General features: G+C 71.0%; 16 protein-coding genes and 1 tRNA gene. 12 read left to right on the forward strand and 5 right to left on the reverse strand.

Annotation, left to right across the window (positions count from 1 at the left end; genetic code table 11):
* Nucleotides 1–42: 42 nt before the first annotated feature.
* Nucleotides 43–1392 carry a TIGR00366 family protein gene (locus ABZ635_RS03825; RefSeq protein ID WP_357758438.1) on the forward strand — a complete coding sequence of 450 codons (1350 nt, stop codon included), beginning with the start codon at nucleotides 43–45 and terminating at the stop codon, nucleotides 1390–1392.
* Between the two features lie 15 nt (nucleotides 1393–1407).
* Here the strand turns inward: ABZ635_RS03825 and ABZ635_RS03830 are convergent, their stop codons facing one another.
* Nucleotides 1408–2856 (reverse strand): FtsW/RodA/SpoVE family cell cycle protein, encoded by a 1449-nt coding sequence (locus tag ABZ635_RS03830; RefSeq protein ID WP_357758440.1) that lies wholly within the window; start codon nucleotides 2854–2856, stop codon nucleotides 1408–1410.
* 190 nt (nucleotides 2857–3046) lie between these two features.
* Between ABZ635_RS03830 and ABZ635_RS03835 the strand changes: the two genes are divergently transcribed.
* From ABZ635_RS03835 to ABZ635_RS03865, 7 genes are all read left to right on the forward strand, one after another.
* On the forward strand, nucleotides 3047–3424 hold the full coding sequence (locus ABZ635_RS03835; protein ID WP_357758444.1) for a hypothetical protein: 378 nt from the start codon (nucleotides 3047–3049) through the stop codon (nucleotides 3422–3424).
* Between the two features lie 102 nt (nucleotides 3425–3526).
* On the forward strand, nucleotides 3527–4810 hold the full coding sequence (gene eno, locus ABZ635_RS03840; protein ID WP_357758447.1) for a phosphopyruvate hydratase: 1284 nt from the start codon (nucleotides 3527–3529) through the stop codon (nucleotides 4808–4810).
* A 174-nt stretch (nucleotides 4811–4984) separates the two neighbouring features.
* Nucleotides 4985–5359, forward strand: a complete 375-nt coding sequence (locus ABZ635_RS03845; RefSeq protein WP_357758756.1) for a septum formation initiator family protein — start codon at nucleotides 4985–4987, stop codon at nucleotides 5357–5359.
* A gap of 32 nt (nucleotides 5360–5391) precedes the next feature.
* Nucleotides 5392–5976: a DUF501 domain-containing protein gene (locus tag ABZ635_RS03850; RefSeq protein ID WP_357758450.1), complete on the forward strand. Its 585-nt coding sequence runs from the start codon at nucleotides 5392–5394 to the stop codon at nucleotides 5974–5976.
* Nucleotides 5973–6965 (forward strand): Ppx/GppA phosphatase family protein, encoded by a 993-nt coding sequence (locus tag ABZ635_RS03855; protein WP_357758453.1) that lies wholly within the window; start codon nucleotides 5973–5975, stop codon nucleotides 6963–6965. Before ABZ635_RS03850 ends, ABZ635_RS03855 begins: the two co-directional genes overlap by 4 nt.
* A 379-nt stretch (nucleotides 6966–7344) precedes the next feature.
* Nucleotides 7345–8721, forward strand: coding sequence for an NAD(P)/FAD-dependent oxidoreductase (locus ABZ635_RS03860; RefSeq protein ID WP_357758455.1), 1377 nt, complete (start codon nucleotides 7345–7347; stop codon nucleotides 8719–8721).
* A 120-nt stretch (nucleotides 8722–8841) separates the two neighbouring features.
* Nucleotides 8842–8918: transfer RNA gene (locus tag ABZ635_RS03865), tRNA-Leu, on the forward strand.
* Nucleotides 8919–9319: 401 nt separating this feature from the next.
* Here the strand turns inward: ABZ635_RS03865 and ABZ635_RS03870 are convergent.
* Nucleotides 9320–11071 (reverse strand): helix-turn-helix domain-containing protein, encoded by a 1752-nt coding sequence (locus ABZ635_RS03870; RefSeq protein WP_357758458.1) that lies wholly within the window; start codon nucleotides 11069–11071, stop codon nucleotides 9320–9322.
* Between the two features lie 219 nt (nucleotides 11072–11290).
* On the opposite strand from ABZ635_RS03870, the gene pruA reads away from it, so the two are divergent.
* The 3 genes from pruA to ABZ635_RS03885 all read left to right on the forward strand — a co-directional run bounded on the left by pruA (nucleotide 11291) and on the right by ABZ635_RS03885 (nucleotide 15103).
* Nucleotides 11291–12916 (forward strand): L-glutamate gamma-semialdehyde dehydrogenase, encoded by a 1626-nt coding sequence (gene pruA, locus ABZ635_RS03875; protein ID WP_357758461.1) that lies wholly within the window; start codon nucleotides 11291–11293, stop codon nucleotides 12914–12916.
* A 183-nt stretch (nucleotides 12917–13099) separates the two neighbouring features.
* Nucleotides 13100–14026, forward strand: a complete 927-nt coding sequence (locus ABZ635_RS03880; RefSeq protein ID WP_357758464.1) for a proline dehydrogenase family protein — start codon at nucleotides 13100–13102, stop codon at nucleotides 14024–14026.
* A 159-nt stretch (nucleotides 14027–14185) separates the two neighbouring features.
* Nucleotides 14186–15103, forward strand: a complete 918-nt coding sequence (locus ABZ635_RS03885; RefSeq protein WP_357758467.1) for a Bax inhibitor-1/YccA family protein — start codon at nucleotides 14186–14188, stop codon at nucleotides 15101–15103.
* 85 nt (nucleotides 15104–15188) lie between these two features.
* Here the strand turns inward: ABZ635_RS03885 and ABZ635_RS03890 are convergent, their stop codons facing one another.
* The 3 genes from ABZ635_RS03890 to ABZ635_RS03900 form a co-directional block, all read right to left on the reverse strand.
* Nucleotides 15189–15440 carry a DUF4287 domain-containing protein gene (locus tag ABZ635_RS03890; protein ID WP_357758469.1) on the reverse strand — a complete coding sequence of 84 codons (252 nt, stop codon included), beginning with the start codon at nucleotides 15438–15440 and terminating at the stop codon, nucleotides 15189–15191.
* A gap of 222 nt (nucleotides 15441–15662) precedes the next feature.
* On the reverse strand, nucleotides 15663–16883 hold the full coding sequence (locus ABZ635_RS03895; RefSeq protein WP_357758472.1) for an acetyl-CoA C-acetyltransferase: 1221 nt from the start codon (nucleotides 16881–16883) through the stop codon (nucleotides 15663–15665).
* Between the two features lie 46 nt (nucleotides 16884–16929).
* On the reverse strand, nucleotides 16930–17988 hold the full coding sequence (locus tag ABZ635_RS03900; protein ID WP_357758474.1) for an SGNH/GDSL hydrolase family protein: 1059 nt from the start codon (nucleotides 17986–17988) through the stop codon (nucleotides 16930–16932).
* 336 nt (nucleotides 17989–18324) lie between these two features.
* Between ABZ635_RS03900 and ABZ635_RS03905 the strand changes: the two genes are divergently transcribed.
* A complete protein-coding gene (locus tag ABZ635_RS03905; RefSeq protein WP_357758477.1) occupies nucleotides 18325–19692 on the forward strand; it encodes a cystathionine beta-synthase in 1368 nt (455 codons plus the stop codon).
* Nucleotides 19693–19776: the final 84 nt, after the last annotated feature.

The following is a 19776-nucleotide window of genomic DNA, read 5'->3' on the forward strand; positions in this document are numbered from 1 at the left end:
CGGTGTCGGGGACGGGCCCCCGAACCTCGTGGGAGCCCCCTCATGCGTCGCTTCGGAAACGCGCTCGCGGCGTTCAGCACCCGGTGGGTGCCGGACGCCTTCGTCTTCGCGGTCATCCTCTCCGCCCTGGTCTTCGGCATGGCCCTGTTCCTCACCGACCGGACCCCGCTCCAGCTGGTCGGGGACTGGTACGGCGGGTTCTGGGGCCTTTTGCAGTTCGGTATGCAGATGGCCCTGGTCCTGGTCACCGGGTACGCGCTGGCCTCCTCGCCCCCGGCGAGGCGGGCGATCGGCCGCCTCGCGGGCCTGGCCCGGGGGCCGCTGACGGCGGTGCTGGTGACGGCGGTGGGCTCTGCCCTGCTGGGCATGCTGCACTGGGGGCTGGGCCTGATCGCCGGGGCGCTCCTGGCGGTGGAGGTGGCCCGCTCGTGCAAGGAGCGGGGCGTCCGGGTGCACTTCCCGCTGGTCGTCGCGGGCGGCTACACGGGGCTGATGGTCTGGCACAGCGGCCTCTCCGGTTCGGCTCCGCTGCTGGTCAACACCCCCGGCCACTTCCTGGAGGACCAGATCGGCCTGGTCCCGCTGAGCGAGACCATCTTCCAGCCCTTCAACCTCGTCTTCCTCGCGGCCATGCTGATCGGCGCCCCGCTGCTGCTCATGAGCATGACCCCCAAGCCGGAGGAGAGCGAGGAGATCGCGGACACCTCGGAGGACGGTCGGACCGTCGGGGCCGGGCGGCCCGACCGGGAGGAGCTGCGCGCCCTGTCCCCGGCCCAGCGACTCATGCACAGCCGCGTCCTGGTGTACGCCGTCGTGGCCGTGGGCCTGGTGTACCTGGTGCCCGCGCTGGTCACCAACGGGGTGGTGGGTATGGACATCAACCTGCTCAACTTCGCGTTCCTGATGGCCGGGCTGGGCCTGCACGGAACCCTGGCGGGATACTCGGCGGCGGCGGCCGACGGGGCGCGCAACGCCGCCGCCGTGATCATCCAGTTCCCCTTCTACGCCGGGATCATGGGGATCATGGACACTTCCGGGCTGTTGGAGGTCATCACCCAGTGGTTCATCTCGTTCTCGACGCCGTTCACGTACCCGTTCTGGGCCCTGATCAGCGCCTGCCTGGTCAACCTGGCGGTGCCCTCCGGGGGCGGGCAGTGGGCCATCCAGGGGCCGGTGGTCATCGGCGCCACGGAGTCCCTGGGCATCCGCCCCGGTGTGGGCGTCATGGCGGTGGCCATGGGCGACCAGCTCACCAACGGCATCCAGCCGTTCTGGGCGCTGCCCCTGCTGGCGCTCACCAAGCTGCGGGCGGGCCGCATCCTGGGCTACTCGGCGGTCGTGATGCTCTTCGGCATCCTCGTCGCCTCGCTGTGCATCACGTTCCTCACCTGACCGGACCGGCCCGCCTCAGCGGTCCCGGACCCCGTGCGGCAGGTCCCGCACGTTGATCACCTCGGTGGAGGGGTCGCTCGGGGCCAGACCCGAACTGAACGACTCCTGCGGGCGGCGGGCGGTCTCGCTGATGGTCAGCAGCAGGCCCACGATCAGCCAGTTGGCCATCAGCGCCGACCCGCCCGCCGACAGGAACGGGGTGGTCATCCCGGTGAGCGGGATGATCAGCGTGGCCCCGCCGAGCACGATGAACACGTCGAACGCGGTGATGAATCCGTAGCCCAGCGCGGTGAGCTTGAGGAACACGTCCCTGCACCCCAGGGAGACGCGCAGGGCGCGCTGGGCGAAGAGCAACAGCAGGGTGAGCACGGCCAGGAGCCCGGTCAGGCCGAGCTTCTCGCCGACCGACACCAGGATGAGGTCGCTGTCCGCGGCGAACAGGTTCTGTGCCTGCCCGTCGTGGAAGCCGGTGCCGAGCAGTCCGCCGTAGGCAAGGGCGATCATGCCCTCCACCACCTGGAAGCTGCCGCCCTCGCTGTGGTAGACCTCCGGGTCGAACGCGTTCAGCCAGATCCGCACACGGTTCTGCACGTGGCCGAAGACGAGGTAGGCGACGTACGCCCCGGCGGAGAACGCCACGAGCCCGATCAGTACCCAGGACTTGCGGGCGGTCGCCGCGTAGAGCACCGCCAGGAACGTGCCGAACAGCAACAGGGAGGTGCCCAGGTCCTTGGTGCCCACGAGCAGCAGGATCGCCACGCCCCAGCCCACCGCCATGGGCGCGAGGTCGCGGGCGCGCGGCGCGCTGAACACCTTCACGCCGCCGATTCGGAAGGTCCGGGTGACCAGTGCCATCACGTCGCGCTGTCGTCCCAGGTAGGAGGCCAGGAAGATCACCAGCAGCACCTTGGCGAACTCCGAGGGCTGCATGGTGAACGGGCCGAGCATGATCCACCGCCGGGCGCCGAGCACCTCGTGTCCCAGGGGGGACAGCGGCAGCAGCAGCAGGACCAGCGCGGCCAGGGCGATCAGGTAGGTGTACATGGTCAGGCGCCGCGGCTGCCGGACGAACGCGATGGCGGCGGCGCACAGGACCATGCCGACCAGCGTCCACATCAGCTGCCGGTCGGCCTCGCTGTACCCGGGCGCGGTGGCGCGGGTCATCTGGAGCGCCCAGATCATGGTGATGCCGAGCCCGCTCAGCGCGGTCGCCACGGGGAGCAGGACGGGGTCGGCGTAGGGAGCCACGAACCGCATCAGCACGTGCAGTGCCAGGGCCCCGGCGCCGAGCACCGTACCGTAGACCAGCACACGGGTGTCGACGCCGTCGGTGACCGCGAGCGACGCGGAGAGCAGGGCCGCGAAGGTCGCCCCGATCGAGGCGAGCAGCAGCGCGAGTTCGGCGCGTCTTTGCCGTGCGGGGCGCAGTGCCCCGTCCGCCGGTTCGGTCCGCGGGTTGGCCATGTTCGTCCTCTACCGTTCACGCGGGGCCATGGCTTCCGGGCGAGGGTGGGGGGACGGGTGGCCCTCAGGAGGAACTATAGACACGGGCCGGGGTCTGGCAAGGAGATCGGCCACTTCCGGGCGGTTCGGTTGAGACCTGGAGACGGGGCACGTCGAGGTCGATTCCTTCGGCGGCCCGCTCCGCTCGCTCGTGGAACCACTGCGCCGCGACGCGGAGGACCTGGTGCGGCGGTTCGGTGGTGGGGCGGGCGATTCGTGTGAGGTGCTGGGTGCCTACTTCGACCTCTGTGTGCGCCACGGCACCCTCATGCGGGCCCTGCTCAACGACCTGGGCTCGCTCAACGAGGTCGGCCTGGTCGACCTGATCATGGACTGGCGGCGCCGGTTGGACGCCGCACTGGTTGGCGAGAGCCCGGGAACCCCCGCCCGCATGGGCGCGGTGGTCGCCCTCGGGGCATCCAGGACGTCGCCGTCATGTTCCCGCCGGAGGAGGCGGCCGCCCACCGTGAGACCGCGGTGGCGATCGCCCAGGCCGCTCTCAGCGCCGGGGCGACCCCGTATGGACTAGACCAATCCGGGTGGGCGGGCACCCACGACCGGTACGGGTGTCGCTAGTCTCGTGTCCGGGCCCGGGAACTGTGGGCCCAGACACCGAAGAGACGGAGAGATCGTGGCGTCCATCGAGTCAGTCCAGGCGCGGGAGATCCTTGACTCCCGGGGCAACCCGACAGTCGAGGTCGAGGTCCTGCTCGACGACGGGACCATCACCCGCGCTGGTGTCCCCAGCGGTGCCTCCACCGGCAAGTTCGAGGCGGTCGAGCTGCGTGACGGCGGCGACCGGTACGGCGGCAAGGGCGTGACCAAGGCCGTCACCGCCGTCAACGACGAGATCGCCGACGAGCTGCTCGGCCACACCCCCGACGAGCAGCGCATCATCGACCGCGCGCTGATCGACCTGGACGGCACCCCGGACAAGTCCCGGATCGGCGCCAACGCCATCCTGGGCACCTCCCTGGCCGTCGCCAAGGCCGCCGCGGAGGAGGCCGGTCTGCCGCTGTTCCGCTACATCGGCGGTCCCAACGCGCACGTCCTGCCCGTGCCGATGATGAACATCCTCAACGGTGGCGCGCACGCCGACAGCAACGTCGACATCCAGGAGTTCATGGTCGCGCCCATCGGCGCCCCGACCTTCTCCGAGGCCCTGCGCTGGGGCACCGAGGTCTACCACTCCCTCAAGTCGGTCCTGAAGTCGCACGGCCTGGGCACCGGTGTCGGCGACGAGGGCGGCTTCGCCCCCAACCTCGAGAGCAACCGCGCCGCCCTCGACCTGATCGTGGAGGCGATCGAGAAGGCCGGCTACAAGGTAGGGACCGACATCGCGCTGGCCCTGGACGTGGCCGCTAGCGAGCTGTTCTCCGACGGTGTGTACACCTTCGAGGGCAAGTCCCGCACGGCCGAGGAGATGGCCGCCTACTACGGTGAGCTCGTCGACGCCTACCCGCTGGTCTCCATCGAGGACCCCCTCGACGAGGAGGACTGGGACGGCTGGAAGAAGCTCACCGAGCAGCTCGGCGCCAAGGTCCAGCTGGTCGGCGACGACCTGTTCGTCACCAACCCCGAGCGGCTCCAGCGCGGCATCCTCGCCGACACCGCCAACTCGCTGCTGGTGAAGGTCAACCAGATCGGCACCCTCACCGAGACGCTGGACGCGGTCGCCCTCGCCCAGCGCAGCGGCTACACGGCGATGATCAGCCACCGCTCCGGCGAGACCGAGGACACCACCATCGCCGACATCGCGGTGGCCACCAACGCCGGGCAGATCAAGACCGGCGCCCCGGCGCGCAGCGAGCGGGTCGCCAAGTACAACCAGCTGCTGCGCATCGAGGAGGAACTGGACGACGCGGCCGTCTACGCGGGCGTGTCGGCCTTCCCGAGGTTCGCCAAGCGCGGCTAGTCTGCCCCAGTGTCCCGCGAAACCCAGCAGCCGCCCACAAAGGCCAAGAAGGCGACCAAAGCCGACAGGCCGGGGAGGGCCGCTGCCCGGAAGGGCGCCGAGCGTGCCCCGAAGGCGGGCGCGAAGGCGGGCACGAAGGGCTCCGGTGTGGGCCGCACCTCCAGGGTGCGGCCCATGCTCACCAGCCGGGCCGCCATCCTCGCGCTGGTGGTGTGCGTGATCGCGCTGAGCCTGGCCTACCCGCTGCGCGAGTACGTGATGCAGCAGTCGCAGATCGCGCAGCTCAAGGAGGACCGGGCCCGCATGGAGGAGAACGTGGCCCACCTCCAGGAGCGCGAGGAGGCGCTCACCGACGAGGACTACGTGGAACGCGAGGCCCGCGAGCGGCTCCACTACCAGTACCCCGGCGAGACCGCCTACATCGTCGTCCGTCCCGGGGCCGACGACGAGGCCGACGCCGGTCCTGCCGCGCCCACCGAGCCCTGGTTCACCGAGCTGTGGCGTTCGGTGGAGGAGGCCGACGGCCCCGACCCCGACCGGGGTCCGTGAACCCGCCGCTCGCCATCTATGCTGGGCGGGACATGACTTCCGCAGATCAGCCCGTTCCGGGGCACACCGACGGCGGTCCCGCGTCCGAACGGGACCTCGCCGCCATCGAACTCCAGTTGGGCCGCCAGCCGCGTGGCGTCCGCGCGGTCGCCCACCGCTGCCCGTGCGGTCTCCCCGACGTGGTGAAGACCGCCCCCCGTCTGGAAGACGGCACCCCCTTCCCGACGTTGTACTACCTGACGTGCCCGCGCGCCGCCTCGGCGATCGGCCGTCTGGAGAACGAAGGCCGTATGCGCCGGATGCAGGAGCGCCTGGGCGAGGAGCCCGAGCTCCAGGAGGCCTACACCAGGGCGCACGAGTCCTACCTGGAGGAGCGCGCCGAGCAGGCCCGCGCCGACGGGTTGGAGCCGCTGCCCGAGGGGATGCAGAGCACCGGCGGGATGCCGACCCGGGTCAAGTGCCTGCACGCGCTGGTCGGCCACGAGCTGGCCGCGCCCGGCACCAACCCGTTCGGCGCGGAGGCGCTGGCCGAGCTGCCGGAGTGGTGGGCCAAGGGCCCGTGCGTGTGTGTCGACGAGAACGCCCCCGAGGGCGCTGAAGGGACGGACGCCTCATGAGCGGTGTCGCGGCGATCGACTGCGGAACCAACTCGATCAGGTTGCTGATCGCCGACGTGGTCTTCCTGGGCGACGACGAGGTCCAGGTGGTCGACGCCGACCGCCGGATGGAGATCGTGCGCCTGGGCCAGGGGGTCGACGAGACCGGCGCGTTCGCGCCCGAGGCCCTGGAGCGCACCTTCGAGGCGCTGCGCGGCTACGCCGAGGCCATCGAGGCGCACGGGATCGAGCTGGGACCGGACACGGTGCGTATGGTGGCCACCAGCGCGACCCGCGACGCCGGTAACCGCCAGGTCTTCGTGGACGGCGTCCGCGAGATCCTGGGGGTGGAGCCCGAGGTGGTCACCGGTCTGGACGAGGCCGAGCTGTCCTTCGTGGGCGCCACGGCCGAGCTGGAGGCGCTGGCGGCCGAGGGCGAGGCGAGCGAGGACCTCGCTCCGCCGTTCCTGGTGGTCGACATCGGCGGGGGCTCCACGGAGTTCGTACTCGGCGGCCTGGACGACGACGAGGACCTGGTGCGGGCGGCCCTGTCGGTGAACGTCGGCTGCGTGCGCATGAGCGAGCGCCACCTGCGCGACGACCCGCCCACGAAGGAGCAGGTGGAGGCGGCCACGGCCGACATCGACGCCGCCCTGGACGAGGTGGAGAAGGTCGTTCCGCTGAGGGAGGCCGGTTCGGTGGTGTGCGTGGCCGGGACCGCCACGACGGTGGCCGGGATCGCGCTGGACCTGCCGGTGTACGACTCCGAGCGCATCCACCACACGCGGGTGTCCGCGGAGGACCTGGAGCGGATCACCCATGAGCTGCTGGTCTCGCGGCACGCGGAGCGGTCGGAGATCGGGGTCATGCACCCGGGCCGGGTGGACGTGATCGCGGCGGGCGCCCTCGTGCTGTCCCGTGTGCTGGCGCGCACCGGCGCGGACCACTTCACGGCGAGCGAGCACGACATCCTCGACGGTGTCGCGTGGAGTCTCATCGCGCCCGAGTAGAAATCCGGGCAAACTAGTACTGAACAGGACATAGTCTCCTCGAAAGGGACCTTCGGGTGCTCCGGAGGGGCCTTTCGAGGGGGTCCGACAGGGCCCCCGGGTGAGACGTGTCACCTCGGAAGACCCTTGTGAACGCATTCACAACCCGTCTGACCTGCATGAATGCCCTCCCCTCGCACGTGGGGATGGTCGGAAGGTGGGCGAATGTGAACCTTCTCTGCGGGGAGGGGCTTGTGAAAGAATGCACAAGCAACCTTCCACAGTGTCGGGAGCAAGAACCACGGCTCAGCGGGCCCCGGTCGGGGGATCGAGGAACGTGACAGCCTTCGCGGCCCTTGAGGCAAGGGCGCCAAAGATGAACCGTTAGGGCGGAAATGCGATGACCGAGAGCAGGAACTACCGGCTGGTGCACGGCGGCGGGGACGAGGCGGAGATCCCGCACATCCTCATCGTCGGTGGCGGTTACCTCGGGATGTACACCGCAAGGCGACTGGAGAAGAAGCTCGGGACCGGTGAAGCCCGTATCACCGTCATCGACCCGAACTCCTACATGACCTACCAGCCCTTCCTGCCCGAGACGGCCGCCGGGAACATCTCCCCGCGCAACGTCGTCGTCCCCCTGCGCAAGGTCTTCGACCGCGTCCGCGTGCTGGGCGGCCGCGTCGTGCGCATCGACCACGCCGACAACACGGTCCGCTACGAGCCCAACGTCGGTGAGCCCGAGACGCTCCACTACGACTACCTCGTGATGGCGGCCGGAGCGGTCTCGCGCACCCTGCCCATCCCCGGCCTCGCCGAGTGGGGCATCGGCATCAAGACCGTCGAAGAGGCGGCCTACCTGCGCAACCACGTGCTCAACCAGCTCACCATCGCCGACTCCACCGACGACGCGGACGTGCGCGCCAAGGCCCTCAACTTCGTGTTCGTCGGCGGCGGGTTCGCCGGAGCCGAGGCCATCGCCGAGCTGGAGGACATGGTCCGCGACGCGGTCCGCCTCCACCCGTCGATCGACCAGAGCGACGTGAACTTCTACCTCATCGAGGCCGCGGACAAGATCCTGCCCGAGGTCGGCCCCGAGGTCGGCGGCAAGGCGCTCAACCAGCTCCGTCGGCGTGGTATCGACGTCCGGCTCAAGACCTTCCTCGAGTCGGCCACCGACCAGCGCGTCAAGCTCAGCGACGGCACCGAGTTCGACGCGGGCACCCTCGTGTGGACCGCGGGTGTCAAGCCCAGCCCCGTCGTCTCCGCCAGCGACCTGCCGCTCGGTCCCAAGGGTCACGTCGACACCAGCGAGTACCTCACCGTCAACGGCACGGACAACGTCTTCGCCGGCGGTGACAACGCCCAGGTCCCGGACGGCAACGGCGGCTACTACCCGCCCAACGCCCAGAACGCGGTCCGCCAGGCGCCGGTCCTCGCCGACAACGTCATCGCGACCCTGCGCAACGGCCAGCTCAAGGCCTACCGGCACAAGAACCTCGGCGCCGTCGCCGGACTCGGCCTGCACAAGGGCGCCGCCCAGCTGTTCGGCAAGATCAAGCTCAACGGCCGCCTCGCCTGGTACGCGCACCGCTCCTACCACCTGCTCGCGGTACCGACCTTCAACCGCAAGCTCCGGGTCCTCTCCGACTGGACGCTCGCCTTCTTCCTGCGCCGCGACTTCGCCGCGCTCCCGGAGATGTCCGAGCCCCGCCAGGCCTTCGAGGAGGCCAGCCAGCCCCAGGTCGAGGACGGGCGCCTGCGCCGCGTCAGCTGACCCGGCCGGGCCCGAACCCGAACGAAAAGACCGGCTTCCTCGGGAAGCCGGTCTTTTCGTGTCCCCATCCGGCCAAGCCGAACCAAAGTGGGCAATCGGCCCGGCCGGTATGATGGGCACGCCCTCGTAGCCCAATGGAAGAGGCAGGCCCCCTAAAAGGGTCACAAGTGTCGGTTCGAGTCCGACCGGGGGTACCAGTGCTCTCCCGCACCTCCGCTTCGGTGCGGTGCGGGTTCAGACGTGTTTGCTTTGGGCCTCCGCTTCGCTTCGGCCCGTGTTCGAGCGCCCGAGTAGCCAGGGACTTCTTCATCCTCGTCTACGCCTGACGCTCGTTCCTCGCTAGCGGCTTGACTCGTCTTGCAGAACCCTGGCGGCGCCCGAACGGGCACCCCCAGTGGCGGAGACGCGTGGTCGGGGCTCACGGTTGGGGTTGAGGTGCGGGGTGGGGCTCACGGCTCGTGGCGGAGACGCGTGGTCGGGGCTCACGGTTGGGGTTGAGGTGCGGGTGGGGCTCACGGCTCGTGGCGGAGACGCGCGGTCGGGGCTCACGGTTGGGGTTGGGGTGCGGGGTGGGGCTCACGGGCTGACCGGGGCCGGATCAGCCCTGCTCCATGAGGAGCTGGAGCTGGGTGAACAGGCGCTCACCCGGGTCGGACAGGTCGATCCCGCTCACCGACGCTGCGCGGCGCACCCGGTACCGGAGCGTGTTCGGGTGGATGTGCAACCGCTCGGCGGCGGCCCGGGCGTCGCCGAAGGCCTCCAGGTAGGCGAGCAGCGAATGCACGAGGTCGGCGCCGCCCGCCTGGTCGTACTCGATCAACCGGCTCACCCGGGGGTCGCGCAGCGACGGGTCGGCGCGCAGGTGCGCCAGGGTCTCGCTGATCAGCACCCGCGAGCGCACGTCGGAGATGGTGGCCACCTCCCAGTCCGTACCGCCGTCCAGGTCGCGGCTCATGGCGTCGAGCACCCGGTCGGCCTCGGCCCGTGACTCGGGCACGTCGCGCAACCGCTCCACCAGCGACCCCACCGCCGCCTGTACGCGCAGGCCCAGTGCGGCCCGCGCCGCGGCCACCGTCTTGCGGGTCAGCGCCAGCACCGACTGCTCCACCCCGCGCCAGCCGTCCCCGCTCGGTGTCCGGGTCAGGTCCGGAAGCAGCACGTACACGCGGCCGTCGAGCTCGGTCACCAGGGAACTGCGCCGGTAGGCGGCGGTGTGCACTGACACCAGGTCGATGAGCTGGCGGCGGCGCAGCTCGCGCACGGGCCGGTCGGCGGGCTCGGCGTCGCCCACCGGCTCCGCCTCGCCGCCGGTCAGGGAGAAGGCCGCCACCAGGGCGGCCCGCTCGGCGTGCACCTGGACGGTGTCGGCCAGGGCGCTCGCGTCGATGCGCCCCTCCAACAGGCTCGACAACAGGTCCTCGCGCAGCCGGAGCCCCGCACTGGTCTGGGTGCGCTGGCGGATCATCTGGAGCGCGGTCGTGCGGGCGGCGCCGAGCAGGGCCTCCTCCGCGTGCCCGGACAGCGGTTGGGAACCCTCCTGCACCCAGATGGAACCCAGCGGCTGGCGGCCCGCGTGGATGCCGACGGCCAGGCGGCGGCGGATGCCGAGGTCGGGGTGCTCCTCGATCCGCACCACCTCCTCGCCCGCGCGCAGCTTGGTGAACACCCCCCACTCGCGTAGCAGAGCCAGATAGGACTCCGGGCCCTGGCGGCCGAGCACGGACAGACGCCGCAGCTCGTCGACCTCGGCGCCACTGGAGTAGGCCAGCACGCGGCTGGCCGAGTCCTCGATGCTGACCAGGCCGCCGGTGAGCTGCGCGATGGTCTGCGCCATGGAGAACAGGTCGCCGGTGGCCTCGCCCAGATCCTCCGAGGCGGTCAACCGGGCGTCGTCCACGATGCTCTGACACACCGACTGGAGCTGGTCCCAGCGCACCTCGGGGCGGACAGCGAGCAGGGCCACCCCGCTGTCCTCGGCCTCAGCGCGCAGCGTGCGCAGCTCGTCCGCGCCGGGCCGGGAACGCCCCCGCGCCTCGCCGGACGGCGGGATGGTCTCCTCGGCGGGCCCGTGGCCCCCGGCCTTGACCGCGACCGCGGTCGCCCCCTGCGCGGCCAGGGCCCGGACCAGGCGTCGGGCGGCCCCGCCACGCACGCCGATGAGCAGCACCAGGTCACCCTCGCGCGCCTCCACACGGTCCTCGGGGTCGATGATCACGACGTTGTCCACCTGGACATCGAGCCCGTCCGGTGCGGCGGCGACGTCCACGATCGGGTCACCGAGGGCCAGGAGGAGCCTGCGCAGGGGCAGCCCCGCGCCATCGTCCGTATGTTCTCCTGATTGACCTGGCATGATGTTCGTCCTCACCGGTCGGGTCCGGGGACCGACACTAGCGGAGCGCCGGAGGCGGGGTGACGGGCCGAGCGGCGGCGCGTCTGCCAGGGTTTGTTCTGGTGAACAAAGAGGACCGGTAAAGAGTGGCCCGTCCCACAAGGTCGCCGGAGCCCGATTCTGGGACTGTTGAATCAGTCAACCCTGCTCAGACAGGGACATTCTTCCAGGGAGGTGCCCATGGACGCCGTGACCAACGTCCCGCAGCCGGTGAACGAACCCGTTCTCACCTACGCGCCCGGGAGCGCCGAGCGCGCCGAGCTCGTCGCCAAGCTCGAAGAGCTCGGCCGGGAGAGCATCGACCTGCCGATGCGCATCAACGGTGAGAGCCGCATGGGTGGCGGCGACCCGATCGACGCCGTCCAGCCGCACAACCACGCGTCGGTCCTGGGCACCATGCGCAACGCCACCCACCAGGACGCCCGCGACGCCATCGCCGCCGCGAAGGCCGCCGCTCCCGCCTGGCGCGCCATGTCCTTCGACGACCGCGCCGCGATCATCCTCCGCGCCGCCGAGCTGCTCGCCGGCCCCTGGCGCGCCACCATCAACGCCGCCACCATGCTCGCCCAGTCGAAGACCGTCCAGCAGGCGGAGATCGACTCGGCCTGCGAGCTCATCGACTTCTGGCGCTTCAACGTCTCCTACGCCCGTCAGCTCATGGAGCAGCAGCCCCTGAGCGTGCGCGGCGTGTGGAACCGCATGGAGCAGCGTCCGCTGGAGGGGTTCGTCTACGCGATCACCCCCTTCAACTTCACCGCCATCGCGGGCAACCTCCCCACCGCCCCCGCCCTCATGGGCAACGTGGTCGTGTGGAAGCCGTCCCCGACCCAGCAGTTCTCCGCCGAGCTCACCATGCGCCTCCTGGAGGAGGCCGGGATGCCCCCCGGCGTCATCAACATGGTCACCGGTGACGGCCTGGCCGTGTCGGACATCGCGCTCAACGACCCCGAGCTGGCCGGCGTGCACTTCACCGGTTCCACCAAGACCTTCCAGCACCTGTGGAAGAGCGTCGGCGAGAACATCTCCAACTACCGCTCCTACCCGCGCATCGTGGGCGAGACCGGTGGCAAGGACTTCATCGTCGCCCACTCCTCCGCCGACCCGGAGATCCTGCGCACCGCCATCGTGCGTGGCGCCTTCGAGTACCAGGGGCAGAAGTGCTCCGCCGCCTCGCGCGCCTTCGTCGCCCGCTCCGTCTGGGAGAAGACGCGCGACGACCTGGTCGCCGAGACCGAGGCCCTGACCATGGGCGACGTCACCGACCTGTCGAACTTCGTCGGCGCCGTCATCGACCGCCGCTCCTTCGACAAGCTCGCCAAGGTCCTGGAGGACGCCAAGTCCGACCCGACCCTGGAGATCATCGCGGGCGGCACCGCCGACGACTCGGTGGGCTACTTCGTGCGCCCCACCATCATCGAGGGCACCGACCCCACCAACGACGTGTTCCGCACGGAGTACTTCGGCCCGATCATCGCCGTCCACGTCTACGAGGACGACCAGTTCGAGGACGTCCTCAAGATCGTCGACGAGGGCTCCGCGTACGCCCTGACCGGCGCCATCCTGGCCAACGACCGCGCCGCGGTGGCCAAGGCGACCGAGGCCCTGCGCTTCACGGCGGGCAACTTCTACATCAACGACCGCCCGACCGGCTCCATCGTCGGTCAGCAGCCCTTCGGCGGCGGTCGCGCCTCCGGCACCAACGACAAGGCCGGTTCCGCCCAGAACCTGTCCCGCTGGGCCAGCCCGCGCGCCATCAAGGAGACGTTCGTCGCGCCGACGGTCTCCTCCTACCCCCACCAGGGGTAGTCACCGGCGGCCGCGCCCCTCCTCCGTCCGGAGGGCCCGCCGCCACCACGGGGCCCGCTCCCGCGCCGCCCGGCGCCGGGTGCGGGCCCCGACCCCCCGAGACCCACAGCGCGGTCGGCCCACCGGCCGCGCGTATCGTCCGCGCCAGCCCCACCGGCTCGCGCACGTCTCTTCGAGGTCACCATGCTTCGCAAGCCCCTGCTGCTCGCCGCCAGGTCCGCGACCTGCCGCACGATCGTCGAGCGCACTCCCATGACCCGGGCCATGGTCTCGCGCTTCGTCGCGGGCTCCACCCAGGAGGAGGCCCTGCCGGCCGTCCACGAGCTGGCCAAGGACCGGTACGTCACCCTGGACTTCCTCGGTGAGGACACCACCGACCTGTCGCAGGCCACCGCCACCGTGACCGCCTACCAGGACCTGCTCGCCGCACTCGGCGAGGCCGGGCTGGGAGACCGTGCCGAGGTGTCGGTCAAGCTGTCGGCCGTCGGCCAGTTCCTGAACGAGGACGGCGAGAAGATCGCGCTGGAGAACGCGCGCCTGATCGCCGAGGCCGCCCAGGCGATCGGCACCACGGTGACCCTCGACATGGAGGACCACACCACCACCGACTCCACGCTGGGCATCCTGCGCGACCTGCGCGAGGACTTCCCGTTCGTGGGCGCGGTGCTCCAGGCCTACCTGCGCCGTACCGAGGCCGACTGCCGCGACCTCAGCGGCGCGGGCTCCCGCGTGCGCCTGTGCAAGGGCGCCTACGACGAGCCCGAGTCGGTCGCCTTCCGCGACAAGCACGAGGTCGACAGGGCGTACGTGCGTGCGCTCAAGGTCCTCATGGCGGGCGACGGCTACCCGATGGTGGCCTCGCACGACCCGCGCATGGTCGCCATCGCGGGCGAGCTGGCCGCGCTCAACGACCGCGGCGCGGACGACTACGAGTACCAGATGCTCTACGGCATCCGGGACGGCGAGCAGGTCCGCCTGGCCGCCGAGGGCAAGCGGATGCGCGTCTACGTCCCCTACGGCGACGAGTGGTACGGCTACTACATGCGCCGTCTGGCCGAGCGTCCGGCCAACATGCTCTTCCTCGCGCGGTCCCTGGTGACCCGCAACTAGCAGCGCGGCCGCGCCCCCGGGGCGACGGGTGGACGGGCCCGCGCCGGTACGACCGGCGCGGGCCCGTTTCGCAACGGTGACCTTGGCGGCGGAACCCGGGAGCCGGGCCGTACGTTACTTTGTGGGCAGCAATCCACGCGTGAAAGGCCATTACTAGACATGCGGATGCGGAGTTCCAACCCCGTCCTCAAGCGGGCGCTTCAGCAGCAGTCCGGTCCCCAGCAGGGCTACGGACAGCCCGGTTACGGTCAGCAGGGCTACGGGCAGCAGGGGTACGGACAGGCGTACCCGCAGCCCCACGGCCAGCAGGGCTACCCCCAGCAGGCGTACCCGCAGCCGGGTTACCCCCAGCAGACCCAGGCCGCGCAGCCGATGACCATCGACGACGTCGTCGTGCGCACCGGTATGACCCTCGGCGCCGTCGCCCTCTTCGGCGTCATCAACTACTTCCTCTTCTTCTCGGGCAACCCGGGCCTGGCCCTGGCGCTGATGTTCGTCGGCATGATCGGCGGGCTCATCCTGGGCCTGGTGATCGCCTTCAAGCAGATCACCAACCCGATCGCCATCCTGTCGTACGCGGCCCTGGAGGGCCTGCTCGTCGGCGGTCTGTCGGCCGTGCTCGGCAACATGCTGTCCATGCAGATGGGCGACCCGTCAGCGGGCACCTCTCTGGTCTCCCAGGCGGTCATCGGCACCGTCGCGGTGTTCGGCGTGATGCTGGCGCTGTACAAGTTCCGCATCATCAAGGTGACCGACGGCTTCGTCAAGGCCGTCTCGTACGCCGTCATGGGCGCCGCCGCCCTGATGCTGGTCAACTTCGTGCTCAGCTTCTTCATCGCGGGCGGCATGGGTCTGCGCGAGCCCACCTGGCTGGGTCTGGGCGTCGGCATCGTGTTCGTCGTCCTGGCCGCGCTCACCCTCGCCATCGAGTTCCGCGGCATCGAGGAGGGCGTCGAGGCGGGCATCCCGAACAACTTCGCCTGGCAGTTCGCCTTCGGCCTGACCGTCTCCGTGGTCTGGCTGTACATCGAGATCCTGCGCCTGCTCTGGATGATCAAGACGATGTTCGCCGACTAGCGACCTCCGGTCGTGCCGGTTTTCGCGTGACGAGGGGCCGTCGCCCGGGTTCTGCCCGGGGGCGGCCCCTCCGCCGTCGGTGCGGTCAGGCGGTCCGCGGACGGGGTGACGGGATGGAGCGGTTGCGCCGCCTGCGGTCGTACTCGGTGACGATGGCCTGCGCGTAGCCGTGGGTGAGGTCGTACTCGTCGGCGAGCCAGCGGGACCGGTCCGCGGGGCGCACGAGCCCGGGCCCCCGGTCGAGCGAGTCGAACCAGTCGCGGAGCCCCCGACCGGTCACCACCGGGATGCGTTCGATGAGCTTGGCGTGGATCTCCGGCGAGTGGGTCACCGTCATAGGCACCTCCGCAGTGCGATGGGCTGTGGCACGTACTGCGACCCTGCATCAGGATCACCACGGGGACAAGACCCGGCCGCCAGCTTTTACCCGGCAGGTGGGGGAACCTTCGCCCTCCCGTCACCCGTGGCCGCCCCCCCCGGGTGCTACGGCGCGGCCGAGGGGGAACGCGGAGGGGCCCCGGACACCAGCCGGTCCGAGGCCCCTCCACGCGGCGGTGGGCTAGCTGAGGCGCTCGAAGACGGCCGCCATGCCCTGGCCGCCGCCGACGCACATGGTCTCCAGACCGAACGTCTTGTCGTGGAACTGGAGGCCGTTGATCAGCGTGGTGGTGATGCGGGCACCGGTGCTGCCGAACGGGTGGCCCACGGCGATACCGCCGCCGTTGACGTTCAGCTGGGTGTCGATGTCGATGCCCAGCTGGTCGGCGGAGGGCAGCACCTGGGCGGCGAAGGCCTCGTTGATCTCGGCGAGGTCGATGTCGCCGATGGCCATGTTGGCGCGGGCCAGGGCCTGCCTGGAGGCCTCGACCGGGCCCAGGCCCATGATCTCGGGGCTGAGGCCGGTCACGCCCGTGGAGACGACGCGGGCCAGCGGGGTGATGCCCAGCTGCCTGGCCTTGGTGTCGCTCATGATGACCAGCGCGGAGGCGCCGTCGTTGAGCGGGCAGGCGTTGCCCGCGGTGATGGTGCCGTCGGGGCGGAACACCGGCTTGAGCTGCGAGACCTTCTCGTAGGTGGTGCCCCGGCGGATGCCGTCGTCGGTGCTCACCACGGTGCCGTCGGGCAGCGTGACCGGGGTGATCTCCCTTTCCCAGAAGCCGTTGTCGAGGGACTTCTCGGCGAGGTTCTGCGAGCGGACCGCGAACTCGTCCTGGCGCTGGCGGGAGACGCCGGTGATCTCGGCGACGTTCTCGGCCGTCTGGCCCATCTCGATGTAGGCGTCGGGGAGCAGGCCGTCCTCGCGGGGGTCGGTCCAGGTGCCCTGGCCGCCCTCCTTGCGCTTCTCGGTGCGGGCCCTGGCGTCGGCGAAGAGCGGGTTCTCGTTCTGCGGGTTGTCGCTGCTGCCGTTGACGAAGCGGCTGACGGTCTCCACGCCCGCCGAGACGAACACGTCGCCCTCGCCCGCCTTGATGGCGTGGTAGGCCATCCGGGTCGTCTGGAGGGAGGAGGAGCAGTAGCGGGTGACGGTCGTGCCCGGGACGGTGTCCAGGCCCAGCTGCACGGCCACGATGCGGGCCAGGTTGAAGCCCTGCTCGCCGCCCGGGAGGCCGCAGCCGAGCATGAGGTCGTCGATGCTCTTCGGGTCGAGCTCGGGCACCTTGGCCAGGGCGGCGCCGACGATCTGGGCGGTGAGGTCGTCGGGGCGCAGGTCCTTGAGGGAGCCCTTGAAGGCTCGGCCGATCGGGGAGCGCGCGGTGGCGACGATGACTGCTTCGGGCATGTTCTTCGTCCTTGTTCGGGTCACGGCGAGACTTGTTACTGACCAGTTAACCCGTCCGGTGCCCCTCCGCGCCATCCGGGGTCGTCGTTGGCGCGTCCTCGTCCCCGGTGGGGGCGGGCGGCGCCGGGCGGGCCCCGCCCCTGGTGCGGAAGGGGCCCCGGACCAGCGCGGCCCAGCGTCCGTGCGCCCCGGTCGGTGCCTGGTCGGAGGCGGGGGAGACCTCCGTGCCGGGGGTCTGCGCGGCGACCACGGCCGCGCGGTCCACCGGCAGGACGCCCTCGGTGCGGTCGGCCTCGTCGAGCTCGGGCAGCAACCCCAGGGCGGAACAGGCGGAGGGCAGGACCACCAGGGCGGCCTGGGCGTACCCGCGTGCGGACGGGTGGAACCGGTCCGGGCCGAACATGGAGCCGGGGTCGGCCCGGAAGTCGTCGGCGAGGACGTCGCTCAGGGAGACGGTGCGCCCGCCCGCCTCCGTCACCGCGATGGTCTGCGCGGCCGCCAGCTGCCGGGAGGCGCGTCGGGCCACCGACCGCAGCGGCCAGCCGATGGGCCGGACGGTGCCGAGGTCGGGGCAGGTCGCGACCACCACGGGTGTGCCGAGCCCCACCAGTTCGGCGGAGACCTCGCGCAGGGCGGCCACGGCGTCGTTGGGACGGACCCGGCGGATGACGTCGTTGGCGCCCACGAAGACCACCGCGACGTCGTAACGCCTTCCCGGCTCGCGCGCACCGGCCCGCTCCACCTGGGCGTCCAGGTCCGCGGAGGTGGCTCCCGGGGTGGCGGTGCAGCGCAGGAGCACCGGGCGCTCGGCGGCGGCGGAGACGCCCGCCGCGAGCAGCGCGCCCGGGGTCTGCCACGCCTCGCTCACGGCGAAGCCGGCGGCGGTGGAGTCGCCGAGCATCAGCAGGCGCAGGGCCGGGCCCGGTCCCTCGCCGTAGGTCCCGTCGGCCCTGGGGCGGTCCCAGGCGGTGCGGCCGATCGCGTTCTTGGCCAGCCGGGCCTGGAGGTAGAGCAGCGCGACGGTGCCACCGCCCACCAGAGTGAGCCCGCCCCCGCCGAACGCGGTGGCGGCGGCGATGCGCCGTGCCCGCGCGGCTCGCAGCATCGGTACCCCCCGCAGTGTCCGCCCCGCCCCTGACCTCCTTCCCGACGGTACCGGCGGGCCGGTCCGGGGTCACGTACCCGGACGACACACCATCGGGGCGCGGGCGCCACCGAAGTCGGACCGGTCCGGTACGGCGTACCGACGAATCGGCGGACCGGTACGGACCGGTCCACACCGCTCATCGGGGCCTTGAACCAGGTGAGCGGCGCGCCGACGGCGAAATCGGCTTAGAGTCTGCATGTGGGAGCCGGACCGGTCCCACCTGCCTCGGGCGTCACCGGGGACACCACACAGGGCGGGCCGAAGACCCGGTCGCCACGATGCGAAGGAGCGAAGTTGCGGGTACACGATTCACTGATCGACCTGGTCGGAGACACCCCCTTGGTCCGTCTTCGGAAGGTCACCGAGGGGTTGGCCCCGACGATCCTGGCCAAGGTCGAGTACTTCAACCCCGGTGGGTCGGTCAAGGACCGCATCGCACTGCGCATGGTGGAGGCGGCCGAGAAGAGCGGTGAGCTCGGGCCGGGCGGCACGATCGTCGAGCCCACCTCGGGCAACACCGGTATCGGCCTGGCCCTGGTGGCGCAGGAGAAGGGGTACCGCTGCGTCTTCGTCTGCCCCGACAAGGTCGGGCCGGACAAGCTGTCGGTGCTGCGCGCCTACGGAGCGGAGGTCGTGGTCTGCCCGACCACCGTCGCTCCGGAGCACCCCGACTCCTACTACTCGGTCTCGGACCGGCTCGCGGCCGAGATCCCCGGGGCGTGGAAGCCGAACCAGTACGAGAACGAGAACAACCCGGAGTCGCACTACCACTCCACGGGCCCCGAGCTGTGGGACCAGACCGAGGGCCGGATCACCCACTTCGTGGCGGGCATCGGCACCGGCGGCACCATCAGCGGCACCGGTCGCTACCTCAAGGAGGTCTCGAAGGGGGCCGTGCAGGTGGTCGGCGCCGACCCGGAGGGCTCGGTGTACTCGGGCGGCAGCGGCCGCCCGTACCTGGTCGAGGGAGTGGGCGAGGACATCTGGCCCGGCACCTACGACACGGCGATCTGCGACGAGATCGTTCCGGTCAGCGACAAGGACTCCTTCCTGATGACGCGCCGCCTGGCCAAGGAGGAGGGCCTCCTGGTGGGCGGTTCCTGCGGCCTGGCTGTGGAGGCGGCGCTGCGGGTGGCCAAGGACGCCGGTCCCGACGACGTCATCGTCGTGCTGCTTCCGGACGGCGGGCGCGGTTACCTCGGCAAGATCTTCAACGACGAGTGGATGGCCGACTACGGCTTCCTGTCCGCCGACACCGAGGAGGCCACCGCGGGGCAGGTGCTCGCGGACAAGGAGGGCGGTATGCCCGACTTCGTGCACAGCCACCCGGACGAGACGGTCGGCACCGCCGTGGCGATCATGCGCGAGTACGGGGTCTCCCAGCTGCCGGTGATGAAGGAGGAGCCGCCCGTCATGGCGGCCGAGGTGGTCGGCTCGATCGCCGAGCGCGACCTCCTTGACGCGCTGTTCGACGGCCGGGCGGAGCTCGACGACCTCGTCGAGACGCACATGGGCAAGCCGCTGGCCACGGTGGGCACCGGTACCCCGGTCAGCGACTGCGTCCGCCTCCTGCGCACCTCCGGCGCGCTGGTGGTGCTGCGCGACGGCAAGCCTGTGGGCATCCTCACCAGGCAGGACCTGCTGGCCCACCTGTCGGGCTGAGTCGGCCTCCCCGGGGTTCCGAGCGCGGTTCGGGCCCCGGGGTCCCGGTACCGGACAGGGTGCCGCATACTCGGACACTGCTAA

The sequence above is a fragment of the Nocardiopsis sp. NPDC007018 genome, assembly GCF_040635075.1.
Taxonomy (GTDB): Bacteria; Actinomycetota; Actinomycetes; order Streptosporangiales; family Streptosporangiaceae; genus Nocardiopsis.